This is a genomic window from Paenibacillus sp. FSL K6-1217, from assembly GCF_045040735.1.
Lineage (GTDB): Bacteria > Bacillota > Bacilli > Paenibacillales > Paenibacillaceae > Paenibacillus_AQ.
Genome location: NZ_CP150271.1, coordinates 4929832 through 4953621, shown reverse-complemented (window position 1 = coordinate 4953621; position 23790 = coordinate 4929832). Strand labels below are relative to the sequence as shown.

The window sequence follows — 23790 nt, the reverse complement described above, 5'->3', positions numbered from 1 at the left end:
CCCTTCTTAAGTTTCGATTTCTATACTTGGTCTATCACATAAGGGGGGCCAAGACAGCAATGAGTGAATATGTATTGCAGACGAATCAATTAAGCAAGAGATTCAAAGGCAGTGTAGCACTGGATAAAGTGAATGTATCGATCCGTAAAGGCTCAATCTATGGCTTCATTGGACAGAATGGAGCCGGCAAATCAACGCTGATGCGTATTGTCACCGGACTTGCCTATCCATCGGAAGGGACGATTGAGCTATTCGGCACTGGCACGGAACGGGAGTTGACCGAGGCCAGGAAGCGGATGGGGCTGATTATCGAAGGGCCCTCCTTGTTCCCGCACATGACGGCCAGCGAGAATCTGGAGGTGAACCGCCTTCTCCGGGGCATTCCCGGCAAAGACTGTATCCGCAGAATGCTGGAACTGGTTGGACTGCAGGGAACAGGCAGGAAGAAGGTGAAGAATTTCTCGCTGGGCATGAAGCAGCGGCTGGGCCTTGCCATCGCCATGCTGAGCGACCCGGAATTTCTGATTCTGGACGAGCCGACCAATGGGCTTGATCCGATGAGCGTGATCGAAATGCGCGAACTGCTGAAGCGGCTCAATCATGAACGGGGGCTAACGATTCTAATCTCCAGTCATATACTGAGTGAGCTGCATCTACTCGCCAGCCATTATGGGATTATCCATCACGGCAAGCTGCTGGAGCAGCTGACGGCCCGGGAATTGAACGATAAATGCCAGCAGTATGTGCATATCAAAGCGGATCATCCGGACAGAGCGGCCATGGTGATCCAGAACGAGCTGGGCACTACAGACTTCGAGGTGATGCCGGATGGAGTCATTAAGCTGTACGGATATAGGGAACAACCCGGCAAGGTATCTACGGCGCTATTCTCCGCAGGCCTTACCATTGAGCAGCTGATGCCGATGGGTGAAGACCTGGAGAGCTATTTCATGAAGCGGATCGGGGGTGCCGGGAATGTATAACCTGATCAGAGCCGAGCTGTTCAAGCTGCGCAAGGACCGGTCGTTCCATGTGCTGCTGCTCATCATCGTTTTACTCTCTTTGGCCTATCCGCTCCTCTACTATATCGACAATAAGTCCGGCGGCAAGCCGCAGTTCACCGGTGCCGAATTTCTGGTGAAATTTGTGGCAAGCAACGGGTATGTCATCAAATTCAGCATCGCCGCCTTGGCGGGCTTCTTCATCGCCAGCGAATATACAACTGGTGTCATGAAGACCGCGGCAGCGTCAGGCAATGACAGAGGGCGGTTGTACGCAGCCAAGCTGATTGGATTCTCAGCGGGAGCCATGGTGATTTCGCTGATCTTCCCGTTAGTCAGTATGGCTGAAGTCTCGCTCCTCTCAGGCTTCGGGCAGCTGCCGGAGGGCGTGGATGCCTTCTACATCCCCCGGGTCCTCGGCTTCACGCTGCTGTACACTGCAAGCTATGCAGCGATTGGGGCGTTATTCACGGCGCTGTTCACCGAAAGCGGCAGAACCATCAGCTTCCTGATGGCCTTCTTCCTGATGATCAATACGGTATTAGGCGTCTTGGGGGAATATATCCCTGTCTTAAATCCGGTCTACGATTACTCGGTCTTCAAGCTGCTGGGTGAGATCGGCAAGACCCGCATAGACGGCGGCGATCTGCCGGCGCTCCTGCTTGTGCCGCTGCTGACTATTGCCGTCTCCGGACTGCTGGGAGTTCTCGTGTTCCGTAAGAAGGAGATTAAATAAGGGAAGAGGGGGAGGGAGAGTCGTGTTAATCCTAACGCTCATATCAGTTGCAGCGGCGGCTCTCCTGCTGGCCTATTCTCTGGTACTGAGGCGGGAGCTGGGGCGGATGACCGCACAGCTTCGCCGCCATAATCAACGGACTACCGGCAAAAAGCTGGAGGTGACGCTATTTGACAAGCGGCTCGAAGCACTCGCAGACCAGATTAACTGCCAGTCCGACCTGATCGTTGAGGCAGAGGCGAACCGGAGGCGGACAGAGAATGAGCTGCGTCAGGCGATTGCCAACATCTCTCATGACATCCGCACGCCGCTGACCTCCATCTTTGGCTATATTCAATTGCTGGAAGTAGAGCCGATAACGCCTGAGGAGAAGCACGAATACCTCTACATTGTCAAAAACCGGACCAAGCGGCTTCAAGCGCTGCTGAACGATTTTTTCGAGCTGTCCTTAATCGAATCTGCGGATTATCAGCTGAAGGCCGAGCGGATTGTAATGACGGTCCTGCTGTCGGATACGCTGGTCGGCTTCTATGATCCGTTCAATGAGGCGGGCCTCACGCCGGACATCCGGCTTCCGAAGGAACCTGTGGCAATATATGCTGACGAATCAGCTGTGCGGAGGGTCATAGAGAACCTGCTAATGAATACAATCAAGCATGCTGCCGGCCAGGTGACTATCTGCTTCGGGCAGCGGGAGACGACAGCAGAGCTTAGGATTACGAACGAGACGAGGGACCTGTCCGAACTGGATGTACGGCTGCTGTTCGACCGCTTCTACACAGTAGACCGCACCCGTTCTGCACAAGGCTCAGGACTGGGTCTATCGATTGCCAAAAGCCTCATGAATAAAATGAACGGTACGCTGACAGCAGAGCTGCAAGAGAATAAGTTAACCATGGTCTGCCGTTGGCCGCTGTGGTTACAGGGTGAAGCCTATCCCCATTACCGCTGAATCCTAAGGTTAGAGGTATCCCCATCGTACAGCCAGCCCCCGCCTAGAGATTTCTAAGTATACCGGCTGATCATTTCCAGCAGATACTTACGGAATTCCTCACGGTATGTCTTCGGCTCCATAATCTCCAGATGGGTGCCGAAGCCGGCCAGGAATTGATAGCCGATCCGGTTCTGCGGAATGTAGAGCGTAGCCAGCAGGTACTCTGCGCTGTAGGCTTCAATGCTCTTGCGGCCATACCGTTCTATGAATTGATCCTTAATCCCCGGTGAGATTAGCGCCTTCACTTCGGTTAACTGCGGTGGAACTTCATCCTCCCGAGCCTGATTCAGCATTTCCACTCTGGGGCTGAAGGTCTGTTCCTTCCGCTCAAGCTGCTCCATCCGGGAGAGTTTGAACATGCGGATGCCCATCCGCTCCAGGCAGAAGCCCTTCAGATACCAGCTCGATTCACTGAAATGAAGCTGATAAGGCTCCACGGTCCGTGTCGTGGGAGTGCCCGTTCTGTCGGTATAGTCAAAAGAGAGCAGAAAGCTCCCGGCGATAGCCTCCTGACAGATCTTCATGGCTCCGGCAAGCTCCGCGCGTCCCTCCCAATCATAAAAGGAAAGCTGCACCGACCCCTTAGAAGCGAGCGGGCTAACCATCGCTTCTATTTTCCGGATCGTCATGGCTACATCCTCGCTAATCAGAATTTGCCCCAGCCCGCCGAGTGCAGCCAGTATATTCTCCAGGTCGGAGCTGCTCAGCAGCCGCTTGTCCATCTTGTATTCTTCCATAATGCCGTAGCCGCCCTGCACGCCGGGTGTGGCGTATATAGGAATGTGAGCTAGGCTGAGTGCTTCCATATCGCGGAGAATCGTGCGTTTGGACACGCCGAATAATTGGGCGAATTCACTGCTGGGCACAATATCTTTTTTCAGCAGAATCATAGTGATAGAGATCAGCCGCTCAATCTTATCCATCGGTTTACCTCTTTCTTGAGTTAAGTGTGAAACGGTGACATATAGCCGTCACCTATCGTGTATTATACTACATTTATCTAAGAGGGAGGTTATGCTCTATGTCAGCTATTGCCTATATTAATTTCGATGGTGTTGCCGGGGAAGCGATTGAGTTCTATGCGGAGGCATTGCAGGCTACTACAGTGAAAAAGATCAAATTCGGAGATATTCCGCAGGACCCGAGCTATCCCCTGCCGGACCATGAGTTAGCGATGATTATGGATTCTATGATAGAGTTCCCAGGCGGTACCCTCATGATGTCCGATCTGTTGCCCTCTATGCAGCAGGTTACAGGGGAACTCGTGAAGGGGAACCAGTTCATGATCAGCCTCATCACTCAGGATAAGCAGAAGCTCGAAGAGTACTATAATCATCTGTCCCAGGGGGGAACTGTGATCATGCCGCTCTCCAGCACACCCTGGTCCTCGTGCTTCGGGATGATCGTGGACAAGTTCGGTATTGGGTGGAAGTTCAACAGTGACGCAGTAACGTACCTCGATAAGGTGATAGCCAGCCGGGACACTCACTGAAATATGTTAGCGGAATACTGGTAGGACGGAAGCGGAAGGATTTCTCACCCTCCATAGCTGCATAGGATTGACTTTTGGATTACCCCCATGATACATTGTGTATACACGGAATACACAATTTTCAAGGGGGTTTGTTATGCTGGCCTTAGATATCCGGAATTTAAATAAAAAATATCCTCATTTTCAGATCAAAGACGTCTCCTTTCAATTAGAGCTGGGCTACATTATGGGCTTCATCGGAGTGAACGGTGCAGGCAAGACGACCACGATCAAATCGATCCTGAATATGGTTCAACCCGACAGCGGCGAGGTCCGCATTCTGGGCAAGAATATTGCTGAACACGAGATGGAATTGAAGCAGGACATCGGCTGTGCCTTCGGTGATATCGACTTCTATACACGCAGCAGGCTTAAGACGCTGACGGGGATTACGAAGAAATTCTATAAGAACTGGAATGACGACACGTATTACAGCTATCTCAAGCGGTTCAAACTGGATGAGAATAAAAAAATAGCGGAGCTGTCCACCGGGATGAAGGTGAAGTACAGCCTGGCCCTGGCCCTGTCGCATGGCGCCAGACTGCTGATTCTGGATGAGCCGACCAGCGGACTCGATCCGGTCTCCAGAGACGATCTGCTGGATATTTTCCAGGAGCTTATCATGGGCGGGGAGATCAGTATTCTGTTCTCCACGCATATTACCTCTGACCTCGAACGCTGTGCGGACTATATCACCTTCATTGAGCAAGGGCGGATTGTGGCAAGTAGCGAGAAGCACGAGTTCAAGGAGTCCTACCGGTTACTTAGCGGCAGCGAGTCCCAGCTTCATGAAGTGAAGGGGCGGCTGATCTCCCACAAAATCAACTCCTTCGGCTTCACCGGATTGATTCATGTAAGCGACATCGATCCCGCCTGGGCGCTTAACGCGGCTATCCCGACGCTTGACGACATCATGATCTACTTTGCCAAAAAGGAGGGTGTATATGTATAATCTGGTGCTGAAGGATTTGAAGTTAGGTGTTAATCCCTGGTTCTTCGTATTACCTGTAATTATGGGGGGTCTGATGCTCATTCCCGGCTGGGTCTACTTCCTGGTTCCGCTGTATTTCTGCTTCATCACCATACCGAACATGTTCGGCGGATTCAAAAGCCAGAATGATCTGATATTCAGCACGATGATGCCTGTCACCAAACCGGACATCGTGAAGTCCAGAATCACTGTGATTGTCATTCTTGAGCTGATGCATCTGCTCATCGCCATGATCTTCAGTATATTTACGTTTCGTCTGTACCCGCAGTTGACTTACATTTTCTTTCCGCCCTATATGGGCTTCTGGGGCTTGTGCTTCATCATGCTGGCGGTCTTCAACATTATATTTATCTCTATGTACTACAAGACGGCCTATAAATATGGCGCGGCAACAACCGCATCGACTGCTGCGGCGATCCTGTTCGCCGGCTTGGTCCAATGGGCCGGCATCCAGAATAGCTGGGTACACGGCATATTCTACGGCTCAGGGGCTCATAATACGACGCTTCAGTTCTCTATTCTGATCGGGGGTATCCTCATTTTCGCTGCCTTTACCCTGATTGCCTACCGGATTGCGGTACGGAGATTCCTCAAAGTGGAGATACTATGAACGTATCCATCTCAAGCACCTCGGACAAACCGATCTACCAGCAGTTGCACGAACAGATCAGCGCACAGATTCTCAAAGGCGAGCTGGCAAGCGGCTATTGCTTACCGCCTATCCGGCAGGCTGCCCTGGAGCTTCATGTCAGTGTCATCACAGTGAAGAAGGCCTGGGAGGAGCTGGAGCGGAGCGGGCTGATCAACACGGTAACCGGCAAAGGCTGCTTTGTCGCCGAATTCTCACCGGAGGAGATGCTGCGGATACGCAATGAGATGGTCCTCACGCAGATGAAGGGCGACATCTCGTACTATAAGTCCTTCGGCCTTACGCTTGATGAAGTGACCGCGCTGCTGGGCAAGATTTATTGAACTATAGTGACTGTATAGGAAAAGGCTTTTCACGATCCCTCTTGTGAGGGGGTGGAAAGCCTTTTTGTTATGTGTGGCGACTCCAGAACCGCACAAGGTGCGTGGGCTAAGGTGCACTAGTGCACTTCATTACCACGTATCGCCCACTTTTGGCGGATTCAGGTGCACTAGTGCCCTTCATTATCGCGTATCGCCCACTTTTGGCGGATTCAGGTGCACTAGTGCCCTTCATTATCGCGTATCGCCCATTTTCAGCAGATTCGGGTGCACTAGTGCACTTCATTACCGCGTATCGTCCACTTTCGGCGGATTCAGGAGCACTAGTGCACTTCATTATCGCGTATCGCCCACTTTCAGCGGATTCAGGTGCACTAGTGCACTTCATTACCGCCTCCTGCCCACTTTCAATGTGCTGACGCAAAAGTACGTGAGCCGGATGCAGCCAAAAAAATAAAAAGAGGGGCACTAATGCCCCTCTTACCAGCGAGTGATTTTGTTAGGTGTGGTACGAGACACGTACTCTATTTCCCCTGGAACTTCTCCGGGAACTGCTTCACAATGCCTTCTGTCAGCAGGTCGGCAAAATGAATCATGTGGACCTCGTTTTTATCGGTGGCAGCAATGGAAGCGGCGTAATCTCCCTTGAGAATATCAAGCACGATGTCTGTGACGAGCTGAAGATGCTCATACAGCATGTCCTGCAATCCTTTATAGGACCAGTTCGGATTCAGTCCGCTCAGGAAGCGGGCAATCTCATCGGCGTTTCTGTGCCAATCGGTCTGCAGCTTCCCCACCTCCGCCGCATTACCCTTCTGGGCAGCCGCGACAATCTGTCCGGCAATCTGAATATGCTCCTTCAGCAGCCCGGCCAGCTTGTTGCCGTTCGCCTCCCCATAGTAGGGCTTGAAAACATTGCCGATATCCTCCTGATTCCTCAGCAGCCGCGCCAGTACTTCCTTCTGATCCGGGTTATTGTTGAGGGCGCTCACAATATAGCTGTGCGTCCATATGGTGTGATCGATCCACACCTGCTGCATCTCACTTCTCAGCTGTACCCTTTGCGGACTCCAGCAGGCATTCGCTTCTTTCTTGCCGCCCGCCCGGGCCTGCACCGGTTCTGCGGCTTGCGCCAGATTGAATACGAGCGTGAGGGTGAACACCATTAGCCATAGCTTTTTCAAAATCAACTGCTCCTTTGGGTGGAATGAGTGAATCTGTATTATTATGGCTTGGATAGATGGTTATATGCGGACATCCCTCATGGCGGGCAGGATCACGAAGGGCTTATTTATGAAAAAGCCGTATGAGCGCAGAGATCTCCTCCAGGGTCTCCTGCTGGCCATTTCTGATCCACATCATCCAGATCTCAAATACGCCGGCACTCATGAAATGAATCCAATACTCCCGTCTCGCCCCGGTCCAGTCCGGAAACGGAATCAGCTCATCATAAAACTGCGTAATATGCTTCTTGAAGCTCTGATACAGCAGCCCGGTGAAATTACCTTCAATAGCCAACCGGAAGTCATCAGAGAAGGTTAGGAAAAAGCGGGTGAGGTCCGTTAGCTTTTGCTCGTTATTCTTTTTGTGGGCGATTTTATAGAAGATATCAGCAAACTTAGGTTCATAGTACTCCACCAGCACCTGCTCCAGGCTGTCATAATTCCGGTAAAAGGCCATTCGGCTGACGCCGGCTTTTCGGACGAGCTCTGAGATGGTCAGCTCTGGCATTTTTTTCGTCCGAAGCAGCTCCAGCATGGCCAGGGTGATCCATTCTCTTGTGTCTTTTTTGATCAATTGAGCATGATCGGTAGCTGCCATTACACTTCCTCCATTCTGTCACACATGCCTGTTACCGTCTTGATATCGATAAGGTCCAGTCTTATTATAGGGTAAAACATGTTACAAGTGTAACGTCTACTGGAGGGGATATCTCATGGCAGAGCTTAACAAGCCTATGGTGCTGGTTACCGGAGGTTCAGGATTCATCGCTGTGCATGTCATTGTGAAATTACTGGAGAAGAATTACCGTGTGCGGGCCACCCTGCGGACGATGGACAGGCAAGAGGAAGTGAAGGCCATGGCCGTGTCGGGCGGAGCGACCCATATAGAGGACTTGTCGTTTGTAGAGGCGGATCTGACTGCGGATAAGAACTGGAATCAGGCGGTGAAGGGGGCGGATTACGTGATTCATGTAGCTTCTCCAACGCCTAACCGAATATATAGAAATGAGAATGAGATGATTCAGCCGGCGTGTGAGGGGGTTCTGAGGGTATTACGGGCGGCGCGTGAGGCCGGGGTCAAACGCGTGGTTCTAACCTCTGCCTTCGGAGCCATAGGAGTGGGGCATAAGCAGCATGTAGGCCCTTATACGGAAGAGGATTGGTCTAATACAGAAGCTAACATCCATCCCTATCAAAAGTCCAAGACGCTTGCTGAACAAGCAGCCTGGGAATATATCCGCCAAGAAGGCGGAGGGCTGGAGCTGGCAACCGTCAATCCCGTAGGAGTGATGGGACCCATTCTGGGAAAAGATTATTCTCACTCCAATCAGATTGTCCGTCAAATGCTGGAAGGCAAGCTGAAATCTGTCCCGAAAATATATTCCGATTATGTAGATGTCCGGGATGTAGCCGAGCTGCATATCCTGGCCATGGTCCGGCCCGAAGCCAGGGGAGAGCGGTTTATCGCTTCCAGTGCCGAGAATCTCTCTACGCTGGAGGTGGCCAAGATTCTGCGGAGGCACCTGGGGCAGGACGCGGAACATGTGCCGACAAGGGAGCTTCCCAATCTGCTGGTCCGCGCTGCGGCGTTGTTCAATCCCAAGCTGAGAATGATAGCCACCCTTCTGGGCCAAGACATGTCAACCAGTAACGAGAAAGCGAAGCGTCTCCTGGGCTGGAACCCGCGCCCGGCAGAGGAGGCTATTGTAGCCACAGGTGAGAGTATGCTGGGCATAATTAAGGGAGAGACAAAATGACAAATCATAGATGCGATTAAGAATAAAGTTCAAGTGGTCACTCCTGAAATCTGACATGGTCCAGTATCGTATTTCCCCACTCAGGCAGCAGGCGGGCCTCTCCCGCAAAGCGGCTTCCGGCGATTGAGCCGTTTTGAAATAGCGCCCCCTCAAAGCTGCATTCCTCGAACCGGCAATGTATGAATAAGGCACTGCGGAAGTTAGCCCCCTCAAAGCGGCAGCGTGTGAAGGATACGTCATTTGCAATTACTTTGCTTAAGTTGCAGCCTGTAAAATCACAATCAAGGAACTCCTTGCTGATCCTGGCACCATTCAGCTTCGCTCCCCGGAAGGAACAGTGGTTGAAGGTATGTGTTACATATCGGTTGTCCAGTCTGACTCCGTCCAGGCAACAATGGATAAGCGTTGAGGTGTTGGGGCTTGCCGAATCCTCGAACCGGGAATAAGAGAAATCAATATCCTGCAGCGTGAGGTACTGTAGGCTCCCGGTCAGGGTAACCCCCCGGTAATCCTTGAGTCCTGCCTCCGTCTGTCCATAGGGAGAGAGGGGGAAGGAACGGTCTTTTTGATGCAGATTATGTTTACCTGAAATAGCGGCCAGACGCCGGTTCACTTCAGCGAGCTGGTCGTCCTGCCACCTGGCTAAGAGGAATTTCTTATTCAAGGTAGCCCCTCCTTACAATAATTTGGTAAAATGAATGGAATCTAGTTTATATGTTAGTATGCCAAGTAACTATAGACAAGCCATTAAAGGAGGACATCCACCCGTGGGAAGATCGTTTGCAAATCTGCATATAAAGTCAGGTGACCTGGACAAGACCCTTCAAGCCTTGAAAGAGCTGATCGCCAAGCATGGCAAGGTTCTGGGATATCCTGATTCTGAGACGCCGGAGCGTAAGGCCATTATCTATGTAAGCCAAAGTCATGAGGGCTGGATCAGCGTGCTTCATGATTATTTCGTATGGGGTACGGTGAAAAAGGCTGGCAGAACGTTGTCCGCGCTGCTGGAGGAGCCGGTGATGACGGTGGCCTACATGAATGAGGAGATCTTCGAGCTGTCGTTCTTTGAGCAGGGGAAGATCCAGGCTGAACGAATCTTCTGTGAGCCGTGGACCCGGGAGGAATACGAACAGCTGCGGGAAGAGCGCCTCAATGATGATTATGTGCAGCAAGTGCTGGGGATGAACGCTGAGGACTTCGGCGGATTCATCAGCCTGACCAGCCCGGAGCAAGCGGTAGAGCGGCTGTCCGAAATTACTGGAATGTCTCTATGGAGCGATGCGGAATGGCTGCCGTATGAAGAGACGCTCAGAGCACGCTTTGTTACCTATGAGTGGTAGAAGAAGATGCTAAAAAACAGCGGATTCTACAAGCTGCGCTTCTTCATCACACCCGAGGAGCTCAAGAGAGTCGTAGAGCTTCTGGAGCCAACGCAAGTGCGCTACTATTTAACCAATTATACCCGTACAGAGCATGATCAGAATCAGGTGGTGGAGGCGTATCGCGCCTTCTATCAATATTATACAGCTGCGGAAAAAGAGAGCTTGGTGCGCCCTTTCTTCATCTATTCGATGTCGGTTCTGCCGGACACGGAGAGCTTTGGTTTTTTTGCGAGAAATGAGGGGATCTCTATTCCCTATCACGGGCAATGGGCAGAGAATGAGCTGCCCTGTATCCTGATCTCTTGCGGCAAGGGGCATCGCGTCAATGCTCAGGATGAGCAAGGGGAATATTATTACTATGAGGATGTCCGGGAGCATAAGCCGCTGAGCTATGCCCTGTATAAGAAAATAACCGGCTCTATTCAAAAAATAACCAAGCCGCTCCGCTTCTCGGCGCAAGACACGGAGGCGATGGAGGAACAGAAGCCCTCTGTACGCATCAGCCGTGCTGCGGCTCAAGACTTAAGCGACTCATGGATCGTCAGGCAATATGGACTTGTGATCCATCCATGAAAGGGAGGGGAGCGGATGGCGCTGAAGTTGATCTGTACCTGGGGAGTGCTTGCTCTATCGTGTTCGGCGGTCTGGTGGAGCTTCAAGACCGAGAAGCTGATCACCGTCTCCTGGCTGATGTTCCTGCTCCCTGCTATTCTCCAGCTCGCTGCTGCTGTGCGGATCGGGCCAGGCAAAGCCGGATTACTGCTTGTATTCGGCTGTATCAATCTGCTGTTCGCGGCTCTGACCGGTGCGGCCGTCTGGTATCTGGTCCAGCTGGCAGATGCCTATAGAAGGGGGAAATAGTTCAAGTGATGGCTTAAGCCGTGGGAGGGAGGCAATATGCAATTGGGTTTTACGCTGGATACCCATGGCACATGTGTGGGTGTACTAAGGGATGAATTACAACCGTTAGAGGCAGTGGCAAACTCATGGGAATTCCCCTATGGTATCTTCGTTGTGTTCCGGGTATTGCCTGATCACTACGGGCGGAGAACGTTCAGACGCTTTGACAGCGGAGATCATACCCTCTATTTGGACCTCAGCCTCAGCTATGAGCAGTACCAGCGTATGTCCAAGAATGAGCAGCGCGAGGCTCTGGGCATTCACCTGTACAGCTATCTGGCAGAGTCCATTGCGAAGTATAACAAGCATGCCGGTACAATCGCCCAAGCTCAGCTGCTGGAACGGGTGAAGAGCTGGATGCTGGCCCACCACTGGCTGGAAGGGAAAATCCATCAGGCACGCATCCTCCTCTCCCAGGAGATGGGGATCTATGAGGTCAGTCAGGCCTTGAAGCTGCCGCTGGAAGAGGTCGAGTATATCCTGCTGCGCATGAATGACGATGCTCCTACCGTTGTTCATCCAGACAATCTATAATCATCCCTCTATGTGGGAGAGAGGAGCACAACGATGTATGAACGTCTGACAGAGAAATTGAGCAAGCCTTCCCCGGTCCGGTGGTTTCCGGGCCATGGGGCCGAGGAGAGCTGGATTGCCGAAGCCGAGGAGGAGTTGGGCTTCAAGCTGCCGCCGTCCTACCGCTGGTGGCTGACCCATTATGGGGGTGCCAGCCTGGGGGACGGGCAAATTCTGACGCTGGTTGCTCCTGAGCATAGGGAGTATACCGACTGGGATCTGCTGTATATCCATAGGCTGAACCTGGCGGAGGAATGGTGGGTCAGCCGGTTTCCGCACCGGCTAGACCTGTTCGTGCCGGATAGCGATGAGCTGTATTTCTTCGATGCCTCTTCCCCCGACGAACAGGGGGAATTCCCGGTCATGCGTTATGACCTGATGAATGATCTGATTGAGGAGTATGCCCCTACGTTCGCCGGATTCCTGGAGCAGCTGATCGATGAGCGTTCTCCTAGAATTCCTTAGTGGAACAGCCAGTTAGAGGGAGGACAGCCATGAATACAGCGCAGGAAATAGAACGGTTGGCGGCGGAGATCGCGGAAGCAGCCCGGAGGTCGTTCCGCGGGCTTTTTGCGAATGGGGAGCATTATTATTACTGTACGTTGTATACAACGGGCGAGGGACATGCGCCAAGCCTATCCGCCTGGTCGCGGGAAGCGCTGGAGCTGGAAGCGGCTAGACAGGCAGAGGGCAGCGATTTGCCGGAAGCTGCGATGGCTGAGCTGATCAAATGGTCTTATGCCGATTCGCCTTATTGCTGCTTCGGGGATGAGTATTTCGATGAGGTCAAGCAGTCTTTCCAGGCGCGTCCGTCTATTGCGGAGCTGGAGGATAAGGAATGGAACGATGAGTTCACTATGAGACTGGAGGCCATGGAGCTGGCGATGCGGATGCTGGATGCTGAGGGCCTGTTCGCGCTCAGTCAGCCGCGGGAGGACGTATGCGTGCTTGCCGAAGTGATGCCGCCGGATGAGGGGAATACAGACATTGCCCTGCGGCTGAACCGGGCGGAGTCTCCGGCGATGCAGGCCTGGCTGGCGGAAGCAGCAGAATAAGATTATAGATGAATAACTCACGCTGGAAACCGGGGGAATGACGAATGTATATCGTAACTGAGCCGATAGGTCTGTCTGAGCATTACAAGCACCTGCTTGAAACGGCGAACGAGGGCCAGTATCCGCCAGCCTATACCCGGTTCTTGCAGCAGTACGGCGAAGGGACGTATCGGGGCTGGATGAATGTGCAGGCCCCTGACCCGGAGGTGCTGCGGCCTTTTGCCGAATACGGGTTATGGGAGCATGATGAAGACAGTCCAATCACGGAGCAGCAGATCGGTGAGTGTACGGCTATCGGGACCACTGTGGACGGTGATTTCCTGGCGGTCCATCCCCGGGTGAACGGGTTGCTGTGGCTGCCCCGCCATGCGGAGCGGATTCAAGCGATCCCGCTGCCAGCCGGGGAAGAGGAAGAAGCTGTTGGCTATGCCCTGATCCTGGATGGCATCTACCGCATGATGTATGGGCGGAGCCAGGAGGAGAGCGTCTATTATGAGCCGTGGACGGGAACCCGCGAGCATTTCTTCCTGCGGATGCCGCCGGGAGCGGGCCCGCTGGCGCTCAAGGAGCTGGCTGACCTGTACCGGGCGGACCATCCGCCGGATCTCTTCATTGAGAATCCTTACGTCTGCTACCTGTTCTATCGGGAGCTGGGGGGCTATATCCGCCTGAATCTGGCGGGTGGGCAGGAGGTAGCCGTCTTCTATGAGCAGGCTGCCGGGCAGGTATCTGCCAAGATGAAAGAGTGGCTTCTGTCGAAGGGATGCGAGCTGTATGCATAGGAGTGGAGAGTAAGGAGGGGTGCGGATGATTGTCCTGAAGGACATAGGGAAATTCGAGGTACTGCCGGAGCGGGCGCTGCAGATCTATCAGGGAGATGTTCCGGCCTTGCAGGCTGCGATTGCTGCGGGCTGGGATATCGAAGCGGAGCTGGAGCTTAGCAAGCGTACCACGATCAGTCCGCTAGACCTGGCAATGATTACGCAACAGACCCAGGTGGTGAAGCTGCTGGTGGAGCATGGCGCGAAGCTGAATGTCCGCCAGAATCCGGCCTTCCTGCAGGCGGTCCGTTATGGCAAGGAGGATATCGTCCGCTACCTTGCTGCGCACGGCGCGAAGCTGGACCTGCTCAGCCGGACAGGATCGGGCGCTTATTCACAGGCCTACTATGGCAACAAGAAGAATATCCCGCTGATCCATGAGCTGGGTCTGGACATCCGGCAACATGCTGGCGCCGTGCTGCGGCAGGCCGCCTCGGACCATGATCTGAAGACGCTTACCTATCTGCTGGATCAGGGAGCAGACATTAATTATAACAAGCCGGATATGGTCTATCCTTACGGGGCGACGCCGCTGACGGTGGCTGCACGGATGGGGAATCTGAACATGGTCCGCTTCCTGGTAGAACGCGGTGCGGACATAATGATTACGGAGAAGGACGGCGAGCGGCCGTATACTATTGCTGTCAGCAGCAAGCATACCGCCATGGCGGAATACCTGAAATCGCTGGAACCGCCGGATCTTCATGATGTGGAGAATAAGAAATACGAGCTGGCCAAATATAAACTGCCGGATGAACTGGTTCAGTTCCTTACCGGGGACGAGCTGCGCCTGACGCTGGTCTCCAATGAGTATGAGATCGGGTACATTGACTTCTTCAGCTTCACTGACACGATAGAGATGAAGGCCGGCCGGCGCAAGCTGCTGCGCCTGTCTGCCGATATCGACAATTATTCCGGTCTGGTGCTGGTCTGGAATCCGCAGAAGAAGGGGCAGCTCGGCTGTTATGATCTGGAGCATCAGACGTATGCAGATCTGTGCAGCTTCCCGGAATTTGTTGCGCAGCCTGAACATTACCTCATACAGTTCATGGAGGGGGAGCTGGACGGATCATGAAGGAGGGATTGTCTGAATTGAATCATAACCGTGAGACCTATGAGACCCCTGAGATCCTGAATGGGCTGGAGGACATGCGCTCTGAGCTAACCGGGTATTGTTACCGGATGATGGGTTCTATCTTCGAGGCGGAGGATGCCGTCCAGGATACCATGATCCGCGCCTGGAAGCATCAGGAGCAGATGAGGCAGCAGGCTTCACGCAGGGCCTGGATGTACCGGATTGCCACCAATGTCTGTCTGGACCGGCTGAGGAGCGCCAAGCGGCGGGCGCTGCCGATGGATCTCTCGGAACCGGCCGCTGCCGTTACGGAGCCTAGGGATAGCCTGCCTCAGCATTCCTGGATCTGGCCGGCTCCGGGCCATGTGGATGACCCTGGCAATATCCTGGTCAGCAGAGAGACCCTCCGGCTGTCCTTCATTGCACTGCTTCAGCTGCTGCCGCCCCGCCAGCGTGCCGTGCTGATTCTGCAGGAGGTCTTCCGGTGGTCGGCAGCCGAGACCGCCGGGGCACTGGAGATGACCGTGGCCGCAGTGAACAGCGCGATGCAGCGGGCACGGGCAACCATGGCCAAGGCACAGCTCCGGTCCGAGGCCTTGCAGGCTGACGATGACGAAGTGGACGAAGGACTGATTACCCGGTACGTGGAGGCTTTTGAACAGTACAATATTGCTGCGCTACTCGCCTTATTCCAGGAGAACGGCAGCCTGTCGATGCCGCCATTTACGATGTGGGTGCAAGGCGGCGCGGATCTCGCGGCCTTCTACCAGATCACACGCAGTCACTGTGTGGGCTCGCGGTTGATACCGGTCCGGGTGAACGGGAACCGGCCTGCCGTTGCCCAGTATGTTCCCTCTGGAGAAGACGGGTTGCTGGTCCCGTGGGCGATTCATGTGCTTGAGCTGAGCGGGGGGAAGATCGCGCATGTTCATCATTTTATAGATGCTGAATTATTTATTCGCTTCGGATTGCCGGAGCACCGATGATTCTGCCGCGGCCGGAACGTCTATACTAATGAATCACACAGGCAATTCCAATCCGAACTCAAGGAGGAACACACAATGACAGTCAAACTTACTCCCTACATCACCCTGGAGGGACGCACGCAGGAGGCTATTCAGTTCTATGCACAGACTATGGGTGCTGAAGTTCTCTCCATCCTGACGTATGGTGATATGCCGGACCTCCCGGACACGTTCCCGGATGAGGTACGGAGTCTGGTGGCCCATGCCAAGGTCCAGGTGGGCGGCACGGAGCTGATGTTCTCGGATACTCCCGGCGGTACACCGGTGGAGAGCGGGAAGCGGGTAACGATCTGCGTGACTACGGATAGTGTGGAGGAGTCGCGGAGAATTTTTGATGCGCTGCAGGAGGGCGGTCAAGTCAATATGCCGTTTCGGGAGGAGCCGTTCAGCCCCGGCTTCGGCGATCTGACGGACAAGTTCGGGGTGACATTCCAGATTTATACGGAGCTTGGATAGAGTGGAGAACGAATAGGAGAGAGCATCGGGCATGATGAAGACGAACGTTGAAGTACCCATACGTTGTACAGGTGTTGCTGTAGTATTGCTGAGGAATACCTCCTCTGGTTATCATGTCCTGTTACTGAAGCGGGCCGGTTCGGTACTCAGGGATGCCTGGTGCTATATCGGCGGGGGCATTGAAGAAGGGGAACTAGCGTGGGAGGCTGCATTAAGGGAGATTCGGGAAGAGACGGGGATTACCCAAGTCGCTCTCTACACCTCCAATACCTTCGACCAGATCTATTCGGCACAAGAGAACTATATCTACGTCGCCCCAGTGTTCGTGGGATACGTGGATGAGACCCAGGATGTCATTCTTAATCATGAGCATAGTGATTATGAATGGCTGCCGGTGAATGAAGCCATCGAACGGGCCGCATTACCGGGAAATGATGCCGTGCTTGCTTCGATCGAGAAGCATTTCATCAAGAAGACTCCAGCAGAGTGGCTACGTGTTGACACGCCATAAGAGGGCCGGAGAAGGGCTGCACGTGATGAGCGTGCAGCTTTCTTTTGCTTGCTGGGAGAATGCATCTGCAGATGTAATCGAAAAACCGATCACATTGGGCGTTGCGTGGGCGCGTGAGCTCAATGTAGGCGAAAAACCGAACACATTGGGCGTTACGTGGGCGCGTGAGCCCAATGTAGGCGAAAAACCGAACACATTGGGCGTTGCGTGGGCGCGTGAGCTCAATGTAGGCGAAAAACCGATCACATTTGGCGCTGCGTAGGCGCGTGGGGCAAATGTAATCGAAAAACCGAACACATTGGGCGTTGCGTGGGCGCGTGAGCCAGATGTAATCGAAAAACCGAACACATTGGGCGTTGCGTGGGCACGTGAGCCCAATGTAGGCGAAAAACCGAACACATTGGGCGTTACGTGGGCGCGTGAGCCCAATGTAGGCGAAAAACCGATCACATTCGGCGCTGCGTGGGCGTACGGACCAAATGTAATCGAAAAACCGAATACAATCTGCCGGCACTGGAAGTTGATCGGATGTGCCCATGTGCGGTCGTGAATGGTAGCGTAAATCGTCAGCTGGGCGGGTCCGTTTTTTACACTTTTCGCACAATCGCCAGTCCGTGCAAACTATACCCAAGCAGACTCTTATCCTCACAGGTCTGCAGATGAAACTGAAGCCAGCGTTCAAAATCTTCTTGCTGTGCCTCATTGATTTGCTTAGCAAACAAATAACCGACGCCGTCTGTTCCAATATGGGCCACAAGCTCTGTGTGATAGGCCGCTGCTATGCGTTCCATGTCCAAGGGGGACATATGTAGGAATAGACCATCCTTCGTCTGGTTGGTATGCCAGGTAAGCACATCATCCATATTCCCTAACCTATCGCCTATGCTTAATAACGAAACGGCAGCATTGTTAATATATGAGACTGCCAGCAGCCCTCCCGGCTTCAGCACGCGCAGGCATTCGGCCATGGCCAGCTGTCGGTCTTCATTGCCGATATGATAAAAGGCTCCCATGTTCAAAACAACATCAAAGGTTTCACTGTCAAAACGGGATAGATCCGTGATGCTTCCTGCATACATATCGGCCAATACCGGATGCTTGCTCTGCTTCTCTCTTAGGATATCTACATGATGAGGAACGAGATCTCCAGCTACAACCTTATGCCCCAATTCTGCCAGTGGAAAAGAGTAATTCCCTGTCCCTGCGCAGCCGTCAAGAATGTAGGCTTTCGGCTTAAACAGCTTCTTGAAGTAGGCCATCGTTGTGATCCATTCGATCTGATGACCGTTATCCCTGGACAGTCTTCCCTCCTCATCATAGGAATCATAGTAATCCGTTATCGCATTCACCATATTGCCCTCCTTAAAGTTGGCCGGGCCTTATCAAGAAAAACTGCCCTCCCCCTACCTTAACGGATCGGGGGAGGGCAGGCTATGACGGGAGTTACTTGAAGATCCGCTGCGAGAACTGATACAGCCCGCTGCTCCAGACCTTGCCTTCATGTCCGCCTACATCCAGATACCACAGATGCGGAACATTCATGCTGGTCAGGCTGTTATGGAAATTCTGGCTGACATAGAGCAGGCCGTCCGAAGCGCCGCAGGAGATCCAGAGCAGCTTCAGCTGGCTGGCCGTCTGCGCCGGATTGGTGATCAGCTGTGAGGCCGACTTCGTATTCGGAGCAGAGGAGAACGCGCCGATCCACGAGAACTTGTCCAGATGCTTCAGGCCGAAGTTCAGGGTCTGTCCGCCGCCCATGGATAAGCCGGCGAGGGCGCGGTTCTGCTTGTTTTTGTATACCGGGAAGTGGGAATCTACATAAGGAATGAGATCATTAATCAGGTCAAATTCAAACCGTTCGAAGGCAGCAACCTTGTCCGGTGCATAAATATCGCCGATCGGGCGGTCATCGGCCATGGCGCGGCCATTCGGGAATACGACAATCATCGGCTCCAGCTTGTTCTGGGAGTACAGGTTGTCCAGAATGTTCCGCGGATTCATCCCGTTCAGCCATTCGTTCTGATCCCCGCCGATGCCGTGCAGCAGGTAGAGCACGTTGTAGGTCTTGGAAGGGGTATAACCCGGAGGGGTGTACACCATCGCGTTTCTTGACTTGCCTACAGTAGTCGAATAATAAGAAATCTGCTGTACGTTGCCGTGGGGAATATTATTGCGGTATCCGTCATAGCCTTGCGGAGCGGGAGTGATGGTGCTGGTTACAGCCGCAGCGGCATCCGCAGAGAGGCTCATATCCTGCTCCTCGGCTACAGGTGATGCATAAGACATAGCCGGCAGCATCAGCGCTGCCGTCAGAGCCAAAGCGGCAATACGGGTCATAATCTTCTTCATTTCACATATCCTCCTTAGTTTAAATAGATTAGGTCAAACCTGATTCATCCGTCCTCTAAGGTCCCTCTATAAAGCAGAGCCCTCCTTTCCCGACATTCAATGTAAGCGCATCCAACATAAGGATACCATATTTAGCATATTATGTAAATTATCTTTTTGGGATTTTTTGATAGATTTTAGATTCATTCAGCGGCTATGCTGTAGTCATACCGGAAGAAGCGGGGTAATAGACAAATATAGAAGCCAATAACTGGAGCTACGGCAACCCGGGCACGGCAATGTTACATTTACAATCATCCGGATTGCGGCGGGAGCCAAGGACTGGAGGGATGGATCATGATAGGACAGAGTGTATCAGGAATCAGTCCGGTACAGGTCATCATGGCCTACGGCGGCACACAGAGCGATGTCAGTTCCCTGGAGAAGCAGCGGGACCGGCTGATACTGGAGCTGGACCGAGTGAACGCGGCACCGGGCACCGAGGCCGTACCCTACCGCCGCGAGCAGCTGCAGCGGCAGATCCGGCTGCTGGAGGTTCAGCTCGCACGCAAAGCCGGCAGCAGCACTTCCACGGACGTAAGCACAGCTCTCCAGAATGTTCAGGCTCCGCCTATGAGGACCGAGTGGAAGGGGTTCCTGAAGGGAATCGGCCAGACGGATCCGCGGACAGCGACAGTGAATGCAGAGGGGCGTTTCGAAGCATTCATCTAAATCATCTAATGCATTACATCTAAGGTTAACAGATGGTGCAGAACAGTATAATTGTGTCCCTGGAGAGTGGGTTTGCCACCCTCCTTTCTTTTTGGCCCGGGATTATAGTAGGGAATGACTCTATGTACTCTGCTGGAAATTGAAAGCGGTTGCCTGGAGCCAAATCGATCTGGAGGAGGTATTTATGCTTACTCGCAAAGTCATGAGATTGCTGCTGGTGCTTGCCGTCGCATTCACGGGGTTCATCCCGCCACAGACCGCCGGTGCGGCTGAACCGGAACCGGGAATGGAACCGGTGTCGCAGGTGGCCGCTGCTGGCCCGGCAACTATTCAGAATTACCCGATGCCGTCTATCTATACTCCGTCTTCTGTCTACTCGTTGAAGGTGAACAATGAGGCGGTCCCCGTCGTCAAGTATTTACCCGACTATGACTATGCTCAGTTCTCCTTTGAAGGAACCATTAGTCTTGAGGTGACGGCAGACCAGCCAATTACCTCGTATTCGATCAGTCCGCTGGCCAAGAACATCACGGGGACGGTTAACGGCAACAAGCTGACCTTCACCCTGTCGGCCTCTACCTATGTGATCGTGGATATTAATGCACCTGCGAACGAAGACCCGAATGAGAAGGACCCGGACAAGCGCCGCAAAAGACTCGTGATCGCGGCCGATCCGCTGGAGACTGACATCCCCGCGTCCTCCGGCCCGGGAATCTACAATGTGACCGCTGCACCGTACAACGCAGACAAGACGGGGGCAACGATCACCTCTGGCGCCATCCAGCAGGCGATTGATGCGGCCAATCAGGCCGGAGGCGGCATTGTGTATATTCCGGCAGGCGTGTACAAGAGCAGCAATCTGACTCTGAAAAGCAATGTTACGTTCTACCTGGCCGGAGGAGCCGTCATTGTCGGCACAGGCCGGGGCGAGGACTACCGGAATGACTTCCGCAAGGATTCGATCTCGGATGGAACTTATTTTATCCGTACCGCCACCAATTCCGTGAATATCACCATGCGGGGACGCGGAACGATCGACGGCAAAGGGATAGAGATGCGCAAACGCAAGATGACGAACCCGCCTGCAACCCATAAGCAGGGAGAGGGGTTCATCAATAACCTGGTGGTGCCGATGGCAACCAGCAACTTCAAGTTCGACGGGTTAACGCTGCGGGATGGGGGCTTCTGGGCGTTCCTGGTGGTACGCTCCGATAACGTGACCATTACCAACTATAAGGGATACCAGGATTTATTTACGCTTGAGGATGATGCCATCGATATTAACGAGAGCCAGAACGTGCTGGTGAAGCACGCCCTTGCCATCTCGGATGACGATACCTTCTCCACCAAGACCTGGCCGCAGAAAGGTATGTCCAAGGACTGGCCGGGTGCCATCGAGCATCTGGAGAATGTGGTGTTCGAGGACTGCTTCGCCTGGACCCGCTGCGCTGCCTTCAAGCTGGGGATGGGCATCTGCACGCCGCAGATTGGCGTAACCATCCGCAATTCCTACGTCTATCAGAGCGCCCGGGCGCTGCTGGTGGACCATGCTTATACAGAGAATCCGCTCCCGGTTGAAGGCTGGGCCCAGGATGTGACCTTCGAGAATATTGATATTGAACGGGTGGGGATCAACCAGTTCGGCAATTACTGGCTGCGGGTCTCCACCAGTACAGCAGGGGATGTAAGCAATGTTATTCTCCGGAACATCAATGTCCGCGAGACGGGGGGAGATTCTCCTATTCAGGGCAATCCCACCAGAGGCGGGATGGTGAACGGGGTAACTTTTGAAAATGTGGTGGTCAAAGGAACGCTGGCGAAGAATCTCAGTGACCTGAAGGTGAGCATCAAGAATGAGAATGTAAGCGGAGTCGTCTTCGCGAATACGGATCAGGCCTGGTTCAGCGATCACTTCACCTCCGGGCTGCTCCCGGATTGGACCGTGGCTTCAGGCGCCAGCAGTTGGGCGGTAACCGATCGAACAGGGAACCGGGTGCTGTCCACCAGCCAGACTACGACGGCGCTGATCACCGCCAAGGCCGGTTCATCCTGGACAGATTTCACGTATGAAGCCAGAGCCAGACTGCCTCTCATTAATGGAAGCGAGAACGCAGGTATTGTCTTCCGGGTGCAGGATCAGAACAACTTCTATATGTACCGGATCGATGCCAGCACAAGCCAGCTGCAACTCTACAAGGCTGTAGCCGGAACTTTAACGAAGGTCTCGAACACCTCGTTCGTGCCGGTCCAGAACCAATGGTATACGCTTAAGGCGACGGTCCAGGGCAATACCATCAAAGGGTATGTGGATGGAGTGCTGAAGACCACATGGACCAATCCGGTCAATGAATTAACCTCGGGCGGAATCGGCTTCCGCACCACTTCAGCCGGGGTCTGGTATGACGATGCCAAGGTGACTGCCATTCACAATCCGCCCACGGATATCACTCTCAGCGCTACCCAGGTGCCGGAGCTGACCACACCAGGCGGTCTAGTGGGTACCTTCACTACAGCCCACCCGGATGCGGGGCAGACCTTTACTTATGCGCTGGTCCCCGGGCAAGGCGACGCCGATAACAGCAGCTTCTCCATTGCCCCGCAGGGAGACAGGCTGATCCTCCGCACTACACCGGATTATGAAGCGAAGAGCAGCTACAGCATCCGGGTGAAGAGCATTGACGCCAATGGCCTGTCTCTGGAAAAAAGCTTCACGATTCAGGTTACAAATGTGGATGAGACCCCGATTGATGCTAATCCTAATTCGGTCCGGTTCACAGATAACTTTGAGGATGGTAATACAACGGGCTGGACGGCTGCTACTGGAACCTGGAGTGTAACCACAGACGGCAGTACGAAAGCCCTGATCCAGACGAAGGGGAATACGACGGCGCTTATTACAGCCGGGGATTCATGGCAAGATATTGCTATGGAAGCCAAAGTGAAGGTTCCCATCGCCAATGCCAATGCCGGCATTCTCTTCCGGGTGCAGGACGCCAATAACTACTACATGTACCGGATCAATGTAAACGACAAGAAGCTGGAGCTGTTCAAGGCGGTTGGCGGAACGCTGACCCCCGTGTCCAGCACACTCTTCGCCGATGCGGCTGCGGGCCAGTGGTATACGCTGAAGGCAGTCATCAAAGGGAACAGAATTCTAGGCTTTGTGGACGGCCAGTTGAAGCTTGAGTGGACGAACCCGCAAACGGAATTAACCGCAGGGAAAATCGGCTTCCGAACAACGTCCCAGAATGCGGTGTTCGATAACGTCCGCGTTACCGGTATACAGAAAGTGACGGCAAGTGCGCTTAAGACGTTAACCCTCGATGTGTATGAAGCGGTTACGCCTGAAGGCAACCGGCTCAGCGTTAGCCCGGGCAGCCCGTTTGCAGGGGAGACCATCACCCTGACGGCTGAAGGCCATAACCAGAGCCTGGCACCTGCCACCCCTGGAGATGAACGTTATCATCCGGAGGCCTGGAGCTCCACAGAGGAAGGTATGGCAGGCGTCTTCACCGTAACGGATGATGTGTATCAGGCGGCCTATGTTCCGTCTGCTGAAGGTGATTACAAGATCACTGTCATCTACCGCAAGCAGGTCTGGGACGGTACAGTCTGGGCTGATACGGAGCTGACGGATACCCTGATTGTGGACATTAGGGTAACCCTGAAACCGGCAGATGTGGAGGATGACGGAACGGATGAGCAGGACCCGCCGGTCCTCGGTTAACCT

General features: G+C 53.6%; 28 protein-coding genes. 22 read left to right on the top strand and 6 right to left on the bottom strand.

Features of this window, described 5'->3' with window-relative positions:
• Positions 1 to 59: 59 nt before the first annotated feature.
• Genes MHH28_RS21805 through MHH28_RS21795 form a run of 3 tightly spaced genes read left to right on the top strand, consistent with a single transcriptional unit; the run spans position 60 to position 2689 of the window.
• Positions 60 to 983 carry an ATP-binding cassette domain-containing protein gene (locus MHH28_RS21805; protein ID WP_405105487.1) on the top strand — a complete coding sequence of 308 codons (924 nt, stop codon included), beginning with the start codon at positions 60 to 62 and terminating at the stop codon, positions 981 to 983.
• A complete protein-coding gene (locus MHH28_RS21800) occupies positions 976 to 1737 on the top strand; it encodes an ABC transporter permease (protein ID WP_405105485.1) in 762 nt (253 codons plus the stop codon). Before MHH28_RS21805 ends, MHH28_RS21800 begins: the two co-directional genes overlap by 8 nt.
• Before the next feature lie 22 nt (positions 1738 to 1759).
• A complete protein-coding gene (locus tag MHH28_RS21795; RefSeq protein ID WP_405105483.1) occupies positions 1760 to 2689 on the top strand; it encodes a sensor histidine kinase in 930 nt (309 codons plus the stop codon).
• A 53-nt stretch (positions 2690 to 2742) separates the two neighbouring features.
• On the opposite strand, the gene MHH28_RS21790 is transcribed toward MHH28_RS21795, so the two are convergent.
• Positions 2743 to 3654: a helix-turn-helix transcriptional regulator gene (locus MHH28_RS21790; RefSeq protein WP_405105481.1), complete on the bottom strand. Its 912-nt coding sequence runs from the start codon at positions 3652 to 3654 to the stop codon at positions 2743 to 2745.
• Between the two features lie 98 nt (positions 3655 to 3752).
• Between MHH28_RS21790 and MHH28_RS21785 the strand changes: the two genes are divergently transcribed.
• From MHH28_RS21785 to MHH28_RS21770, 4 genes are all read left to right on the top strand, one after another.
• The gene (locus tag MHH28_RS21785) at positions 3753 to 4223 is read left to right on the top strand and encodes a VOC family protein (RefSeq protein ID WP_405105479.1); all 471 of its coding nucleotides are present in this window, start codon (positions 3753 to 3755) and stop codon (positions 4221 to 4223) included.
• Positions 4224 to 4359: 136 nt separating this feature from the next.
• Positions 4360 to 5214 (top strand): ABC transporter ATP-binding protein, encoded by an 855-nt coding sequence (locus MHH28_RS21780; RefSeq protein WP_405105477.1) that lies wholly within the window; start codon positions 4360 to 4362, stop codon positions 5212 to 5214.
• Entirely contained in the window at positions 5207 to 5863 is a 657-nt protein-coding gene (locus MHH28_RS21775) for an ABC-2 transporter permease (protein WP_405105475.1), read from the top strand. Before MHH28_RS21780 ends, MHH28_RS21775 begins: the two co-directional genes overlap by 8 nt.
• On the top strand, positions 5860 to 6225 hold the full coding sequence (locus MHH28_RS21770) for a GntR family transcriptional regulator (RefSeq protein ID WP_405105473.1): 366 nt from the start codon (positions 5860 to 5862) through the stop codon (positions 6223 to 6225). Before MHH28_RS21775 ends, MHH28_RS21770 begins: the two co-directional genes overlap by 4 nt.
• 521 nt (positions 6226 to 6746) lie before the next feature.
• Here MHH28_RS21770 and MHH28_RS21765 read toward each other — a convergent pair.
• Together MHH28_RS21765 and MHH28_RS21760 are read right to left on the bottom strand one after the other, a co-directional pair.
• A complete protein-coding gene (locus MHH28_RS21765; RefSeq protein WP_405105471.1) occupies positions 6747 to 7406 on the bottom strand; it encodes a glycosyltransferase in 660 nt (219 codons plus the stop codon).
• 103 nt (positions 7407 to 7509) lie between these two features.
• Positions 7510 to 8043 (bottom strand): TetR/AcrR family transcriptional regulator, encoded by a 534-nt coding sequence (locus MHH28_RS21760; protein WP_405105469.1) that lies wholly within the window; start codon positions 8041 to 8043, stop codon positions 7510 to 7512.
• A gap of 115 nt (positions 8044 to 8158) precedes the next feature.
• Between MHH28_RS21760 and MHH28_RS21755 the strand changes: the two genes are divergently transcribed.
• On the top strand, positions 8159 to 9202 hold the full coding sequence (locus tag MHH28_RS21755) for an SDR family oxidoreductase (RefSeq protein WP_405105467.1): 1044 nt from the start codon (positions 8159 to 8161) through the stop codon (positions 9200 to 9202).
• A gap of 37 nt (positions 9203 to 9239) precedes the next feature.
• Here the strand turns inward: MHH28_RS21755 and MHH28_RS21750 are convergent, their stop codons facing one another.
• Positions 9240 to 9866, bottom strand: a complete 627-nt coding sequence (locus MHH28_RS21750) for a pentapeptide repeat-containing protein (protein ID WP_405105465.1) — start codon at positions 9864 to 9866, stop codon at positions 9240 to 9242.
• A gap of 103 nt (positions 9867 to 9969) precedes the next feature.
• Here MHH28_RS21750 and MHH28_RS21745 point away from each other — a divergent pair, with 103 nt between their 5' ends.
• The 12 genes from MHH28_RS21745 (at position 9970) to MHH28_RS21690 (ending at position 17262) form a co-directional block, all read left to right on the top strand.
• On the top strand, positions 9970 to 10542 hold the full coding sequence (locus tag MHH28_RS21745) for a hypothetical protein (RefSeq protein WP_405105463.1): 573 nt from the start codon (positions 9970 to 9972) through the stop codon (positions 10540 to 10542).
• Positions 10543 to 10548: 6 nt separating this feature from the next.
• Positions 10549 to 11157: a hypothetical protein gene (locus MHH28_RS21740; RefSeq protein WP_405105461.1), complete on the top strand. Its 609-nt coding sequence runs from the start codon at positions 10549 to 10551 to the stop codon at positions 11155 to 11157.
• A gap of 15 nt (positions 11158 to 11172) precedes the next feature.
• Positions 11173 to 11445, top strand: coding sequence for a hypothetical protein (locus MHH28_RS21735; protein WP_405105459.1), 273 nt, complete (start codon positions 11173 to 11175; stop codon positions 11443 to 11445).
• Positions 11446 to 11481: 36 nt separating this feature from the next.
• Positions 11482 to 12018 (top strand): hypothetical protein, encoded by a 537-nt coding sequence (locus tag MHH28_RS21730; protein ID WP_405105457.1) that lies wholly within the window; start codon positions 11482 to 11484, stop codon positions 12016 to 12018.
• A 33-nt stretch (positions 12019 to 12051) separates the two neighbouring features.
• Positions 12052 to 12522: an SMI1/KNR4 family protein gene (locus MHH28_RS21725; protein ID WP_405105455.1), complete on the top strand. Its 471-nt coding sequence runs from the start codon at positions 12052 to 12054 to the stop codon at positions 12520 to 12522.
• Between the two features lie 29 nt (positions 12523 to 12551).
• On the top strand, positions 12552 to 13112 hold the full coding sequence (locus MHH28_RS21720; protein ID WP_405105453.1) for a DUF4303 domain-containing protein: 561 nt from the start codon (positions 12552 to 12554) through the stop codon (positions 13110 to 13112).
• Between the two features lie 44 nt (positions 13113 to 13156).
• On the top strand, positions 13157 to 13894 hold the full coding sequence (locus tag MHH28_RS21715; protein WP_405105451.1) for a hypothetical protein: 738 nt from the start codon (positions 13157 to 13159) through the stop codon (positions 13892 to 13894).
• Between the two features lie 25 nt (positions 13895 to 13919).
• Positions 13920 to 15008, top strand: coding sequence for an ankyrin repeat domain-containing protein (locus MHH28_RS21710; protein ID WP_405105450.1), 1089 nt, complete (start codon positions 13920 to 13922; stop codon positions 15006 to 15008).
• Between the two features lie 17 nt (positions 15009 to 15025).
• Complete coding sequence (locus tag MHH28_RS21705; protein WP_405105448.1) at positions 15026 to 15994, top strand: sigma-70 family RNA polymerase sigma factor; 969 nt, start codon at positions 15026 to 15028, stop codon at positions 15992 to 15994.
• Positions 15995 to 16069: 75 nt separating this feature from the next.
• Positions 16070 to 16489: a VOC family protein gene (locus tag MHH28_RS21700; RefSeq protein ID WP_405105446.1), complete on the top strand. Its 420-nt coding sequence runs from the start codon at positions 16070 to 16072 to the stop codon at positions 16487 to 16489.
• A 31-nt stretch (positions 16490 to 16520) separates the two neighbouring features.
• Positions 16521 to 17000 carry an NUDIX pyrophosphatase gene (locus MHH28_RS21695; RefSeq protein ID WP_405105444.1) on the top strand — a complete coding sequence of 160 codons (480 nt, stop codon included), beginning with the start codon at positions 16521 to 16523 and terminating at the stop codon, positions 16998 to 17000.
• Positions 17001 to 17025: 25 nt separating this feature from the next.
• Complete coding sequence (locus MHH28_RS21690; protein WP_405105442.1) at positions 17026 to 17262, top strand: hypothetical protein; 237 nt, start codon at positions 17026 to 17028, stop codon at positions 17260 to 17262.
• Between the two features lie 325 nt (positions 17263 to 17587).
• Here MHH28_RS21690 and MHH28_RS21685 read toward each other — a convergent pair whose 3' ends face one another.
• Both MHH28_RS21685 and MHH28_RS21680 read right to left on the bottom strand, forming a co-directional pair.
• A complete protein-coding gene (locus MHH28_RS21685; protein ID WP_405105440.1) occupies positions 17588 to 18352 on the bottom strand; it encodes a class I SAM-dependent methyltransferase in 765 nt (254 codons plus the stop codon).
• A gap of 91 nt (positions 18353 to 18443) precedes the next feature.
• Positions 18444 to 19349 carry an alpha/beta hydrolase gene (locus tag MHH28_RS21680; protein ID WP_405105438.1) on the bottom strand — a complete coding sequence of 302 codons (906 nt, stop codon included), beginning with the start codon at positions 19347 to 19349 and terminating at the stop codon, positions 18444 to 18446.
• A gap of 336 nt (positions 19350 to 19685) precedes the next feature.
• Between MHH28_RS21680 and MHH28_RS21675 the strand changes: the two genes are divergently transcribed.
• Together MHH28_RS21675 and MHH28_RS21670 are read left to right on the top strand one after the other, a co-directional pair.
• Entirely contained in the window at positions 19686 to 20060 is a 375-nt protein-coding gene (locus MHH28_RS21675; RefSeq protein WP_405105436.1) for a hypothetical protein, read from the top strand.
• A 184-nt stretch (positions 20061 to 20244) separates the two neighbouring features.
• Positions 20245 to 23787 carry a family 16 glycoside hydrolase gene (locus tag MHH28_RS21670; protein ID WP_405105434.1) on the top strand — a complete coding sequence of 1181 codons (3543 nt, stop codon included), beginning with the start codon at positions 20245 to 20247 and terminating at the stop codon, positions 23785 to 23787.
• Positions 23788 to 23790: the final 3 nt, after the last annotated feature.

Excerpts from the sequence above, each read along its gene's own strand:
- MHH28_RS21805 (WP_405105487.1), top strand. The coding sequence starts at position 60 with ATGAGTGAATATGTATTGCAGACGAATCAATTAAGCAAGAGATTCAAA.
- MHH28_RS21800 (WP_405105485.1), top strand. The coding sequence starts at position 976 with ATGTATAACCTGATCAGAGCCGAGCTGTTCAAGCTGCGCAAGGACCGG.
- MHH28_RS21790 (WP_405105481.1), bottom strand. The coding sequence starts at position 3,654 with ATGGATAAGATTGAGCGGCTGATCTCTATCACTATGATTCTGCTGAAA.
- MHH28_RS21785 (WP_405105479.1), top strand. The coding sequence starts at position 3,753 with ATGTCAGCTATTGCCTATATTAATTTCGATGGTGTTGCCGGGGAAGCG.
- MHH28_RS21780 (WP_405105477.1), top strand. The coding sequence starts at position 4,360 with ATGCTGGCCTTAGATATCCGGAATTTAAATAAAAAATATCCTCATTTT.
- MHH28_RS21775 (WP_405105475.1), top strand. The coding sequence starts at position 5,207 with ATGTATAATCTGGTGCTGAAGGATTTGAAGTTAGGTGTTAATCCCTGG.
- MHH28_RS21770 (WP_405105473.1), top strand. The coding sequence starts at position 5,860 with ATGAACGTATCCATCTCAAGCACCTCGGACAAACCGATCTACCAGCAG.
- MHH28_RS21760 (WP_405105469.1), bottom strand. The coding sequence starts at position 8,043 with ATGGCAGCTACCGATCATGCTCAATTGATCAAAAAAGACACAAGAGAA.
- MHH28_RS21755 (WP_405105467.1), top strand. The coding sequence starts at position 8,159 with ATGGCAGAGCTTAACAAGCCTATGGTGCTGGTTACCGGAGGTTCAGGA.
- MHH28_RS21740 (WP_405105461.1), top strand. The coding sequence starts at position 10,549 with ATGCTAAAAAACAGCGGATTCTACAAGCTGCGCTTCTTCATCACACCC.
- MHH28_RS21735 (WP_405105459.1), top strand. The coding sequence starts at position 11,173 with ATGGCGCTGAAGTTGATCTGTACCTGGGGAGTGCTTGCTCTATCGTGT.
- MHH28_RS21730 (WP_405105457.1), top strand. The coding sequence starts at position 11,482 with ATGCAATTGGGTTTTACGCTGGATACCCATGGCACATGTGTGGGTGTA.
- MHH28_RS21725 (WP_405105455.1), top strand. The coding sequence starts at position 12,052 with ATGTATGAACGTCTGACAGAGAAATTGAGCAAGCCTTCCCCGGTCCGG.
- MHH28_RS21720 (WP_405105453.1), top strand. The coding sequence starts at position 12,552 with ATGAATACAGCGCAGGAAATAGAACGGTTGGCGGCGGAGATCGCGGAA.
- MHH28_RS21715 (WP_405105451.1), top strand. The coding sequence starts at position 13,157 with ATGTATATCGTAACTGAGCCGATAGGTCTGTCTGAGCATTACAAGCAC.
- MHH28_RS21710 (WP_405105450.1), top strand. The coding sequence starts at position 13,920 with ATGATTGTCCTGAAGGACATAGGGAAATTCGAGGTACTGCCGGAGCGG.
- MHH28_RS21700 (WP_405105446.1), top strand. The coding sequence starts at position 16,070 with ATGACAGTCAAACTTACTCCCTACATCACCCTGGAGGGACGCACGCAG.
- MHH28_RS21695 (WP_405105444.1), top strand. The coding sequence starts at position 16,521 with ATGATGAAGACGAACGTTGAAGTACCCATACGTTGTACAGGTGTTGCT.
- MHH28_RS21690 (WP_405105442.1), top strand. The coding sequence starts at position 17,026 with ATGAGCGTGCAGCTTTCTTTTGCTTGCTGGGAGAATGCATCTGCAGAT.
- MHH28_RS21685 (WP_405105440.1), bottom strand. The coding sequence starts at position 18,352 with ATGGTGAATGCGATAACGGATTACTATGATTCCTATGATGAGGAGGGA.
- MHH28_RS21680 (WP_405105438.1), bottom strand. The coding sequence starts at position 19,349 with ATGAAGAAGATTATGACCCGTATTGCCGCTTTGGCTCTGACGGCAGCG.
- MHH28_RS21675 (WP_405105436.1), top strand. The coding sequence starts at position 19,686 with ATGATAGGACAGAGTGTATCAGGAATCAGTCCGGTACAGGTCATCATG.
- MHH28_RS21670 (WP_405105434.1), top strand. The coding sequence starts at position 20,245 with ATGCTTACTCGCAAAGTCATGAGATTGCTGCTGGTGCTTGCCGTCGCA.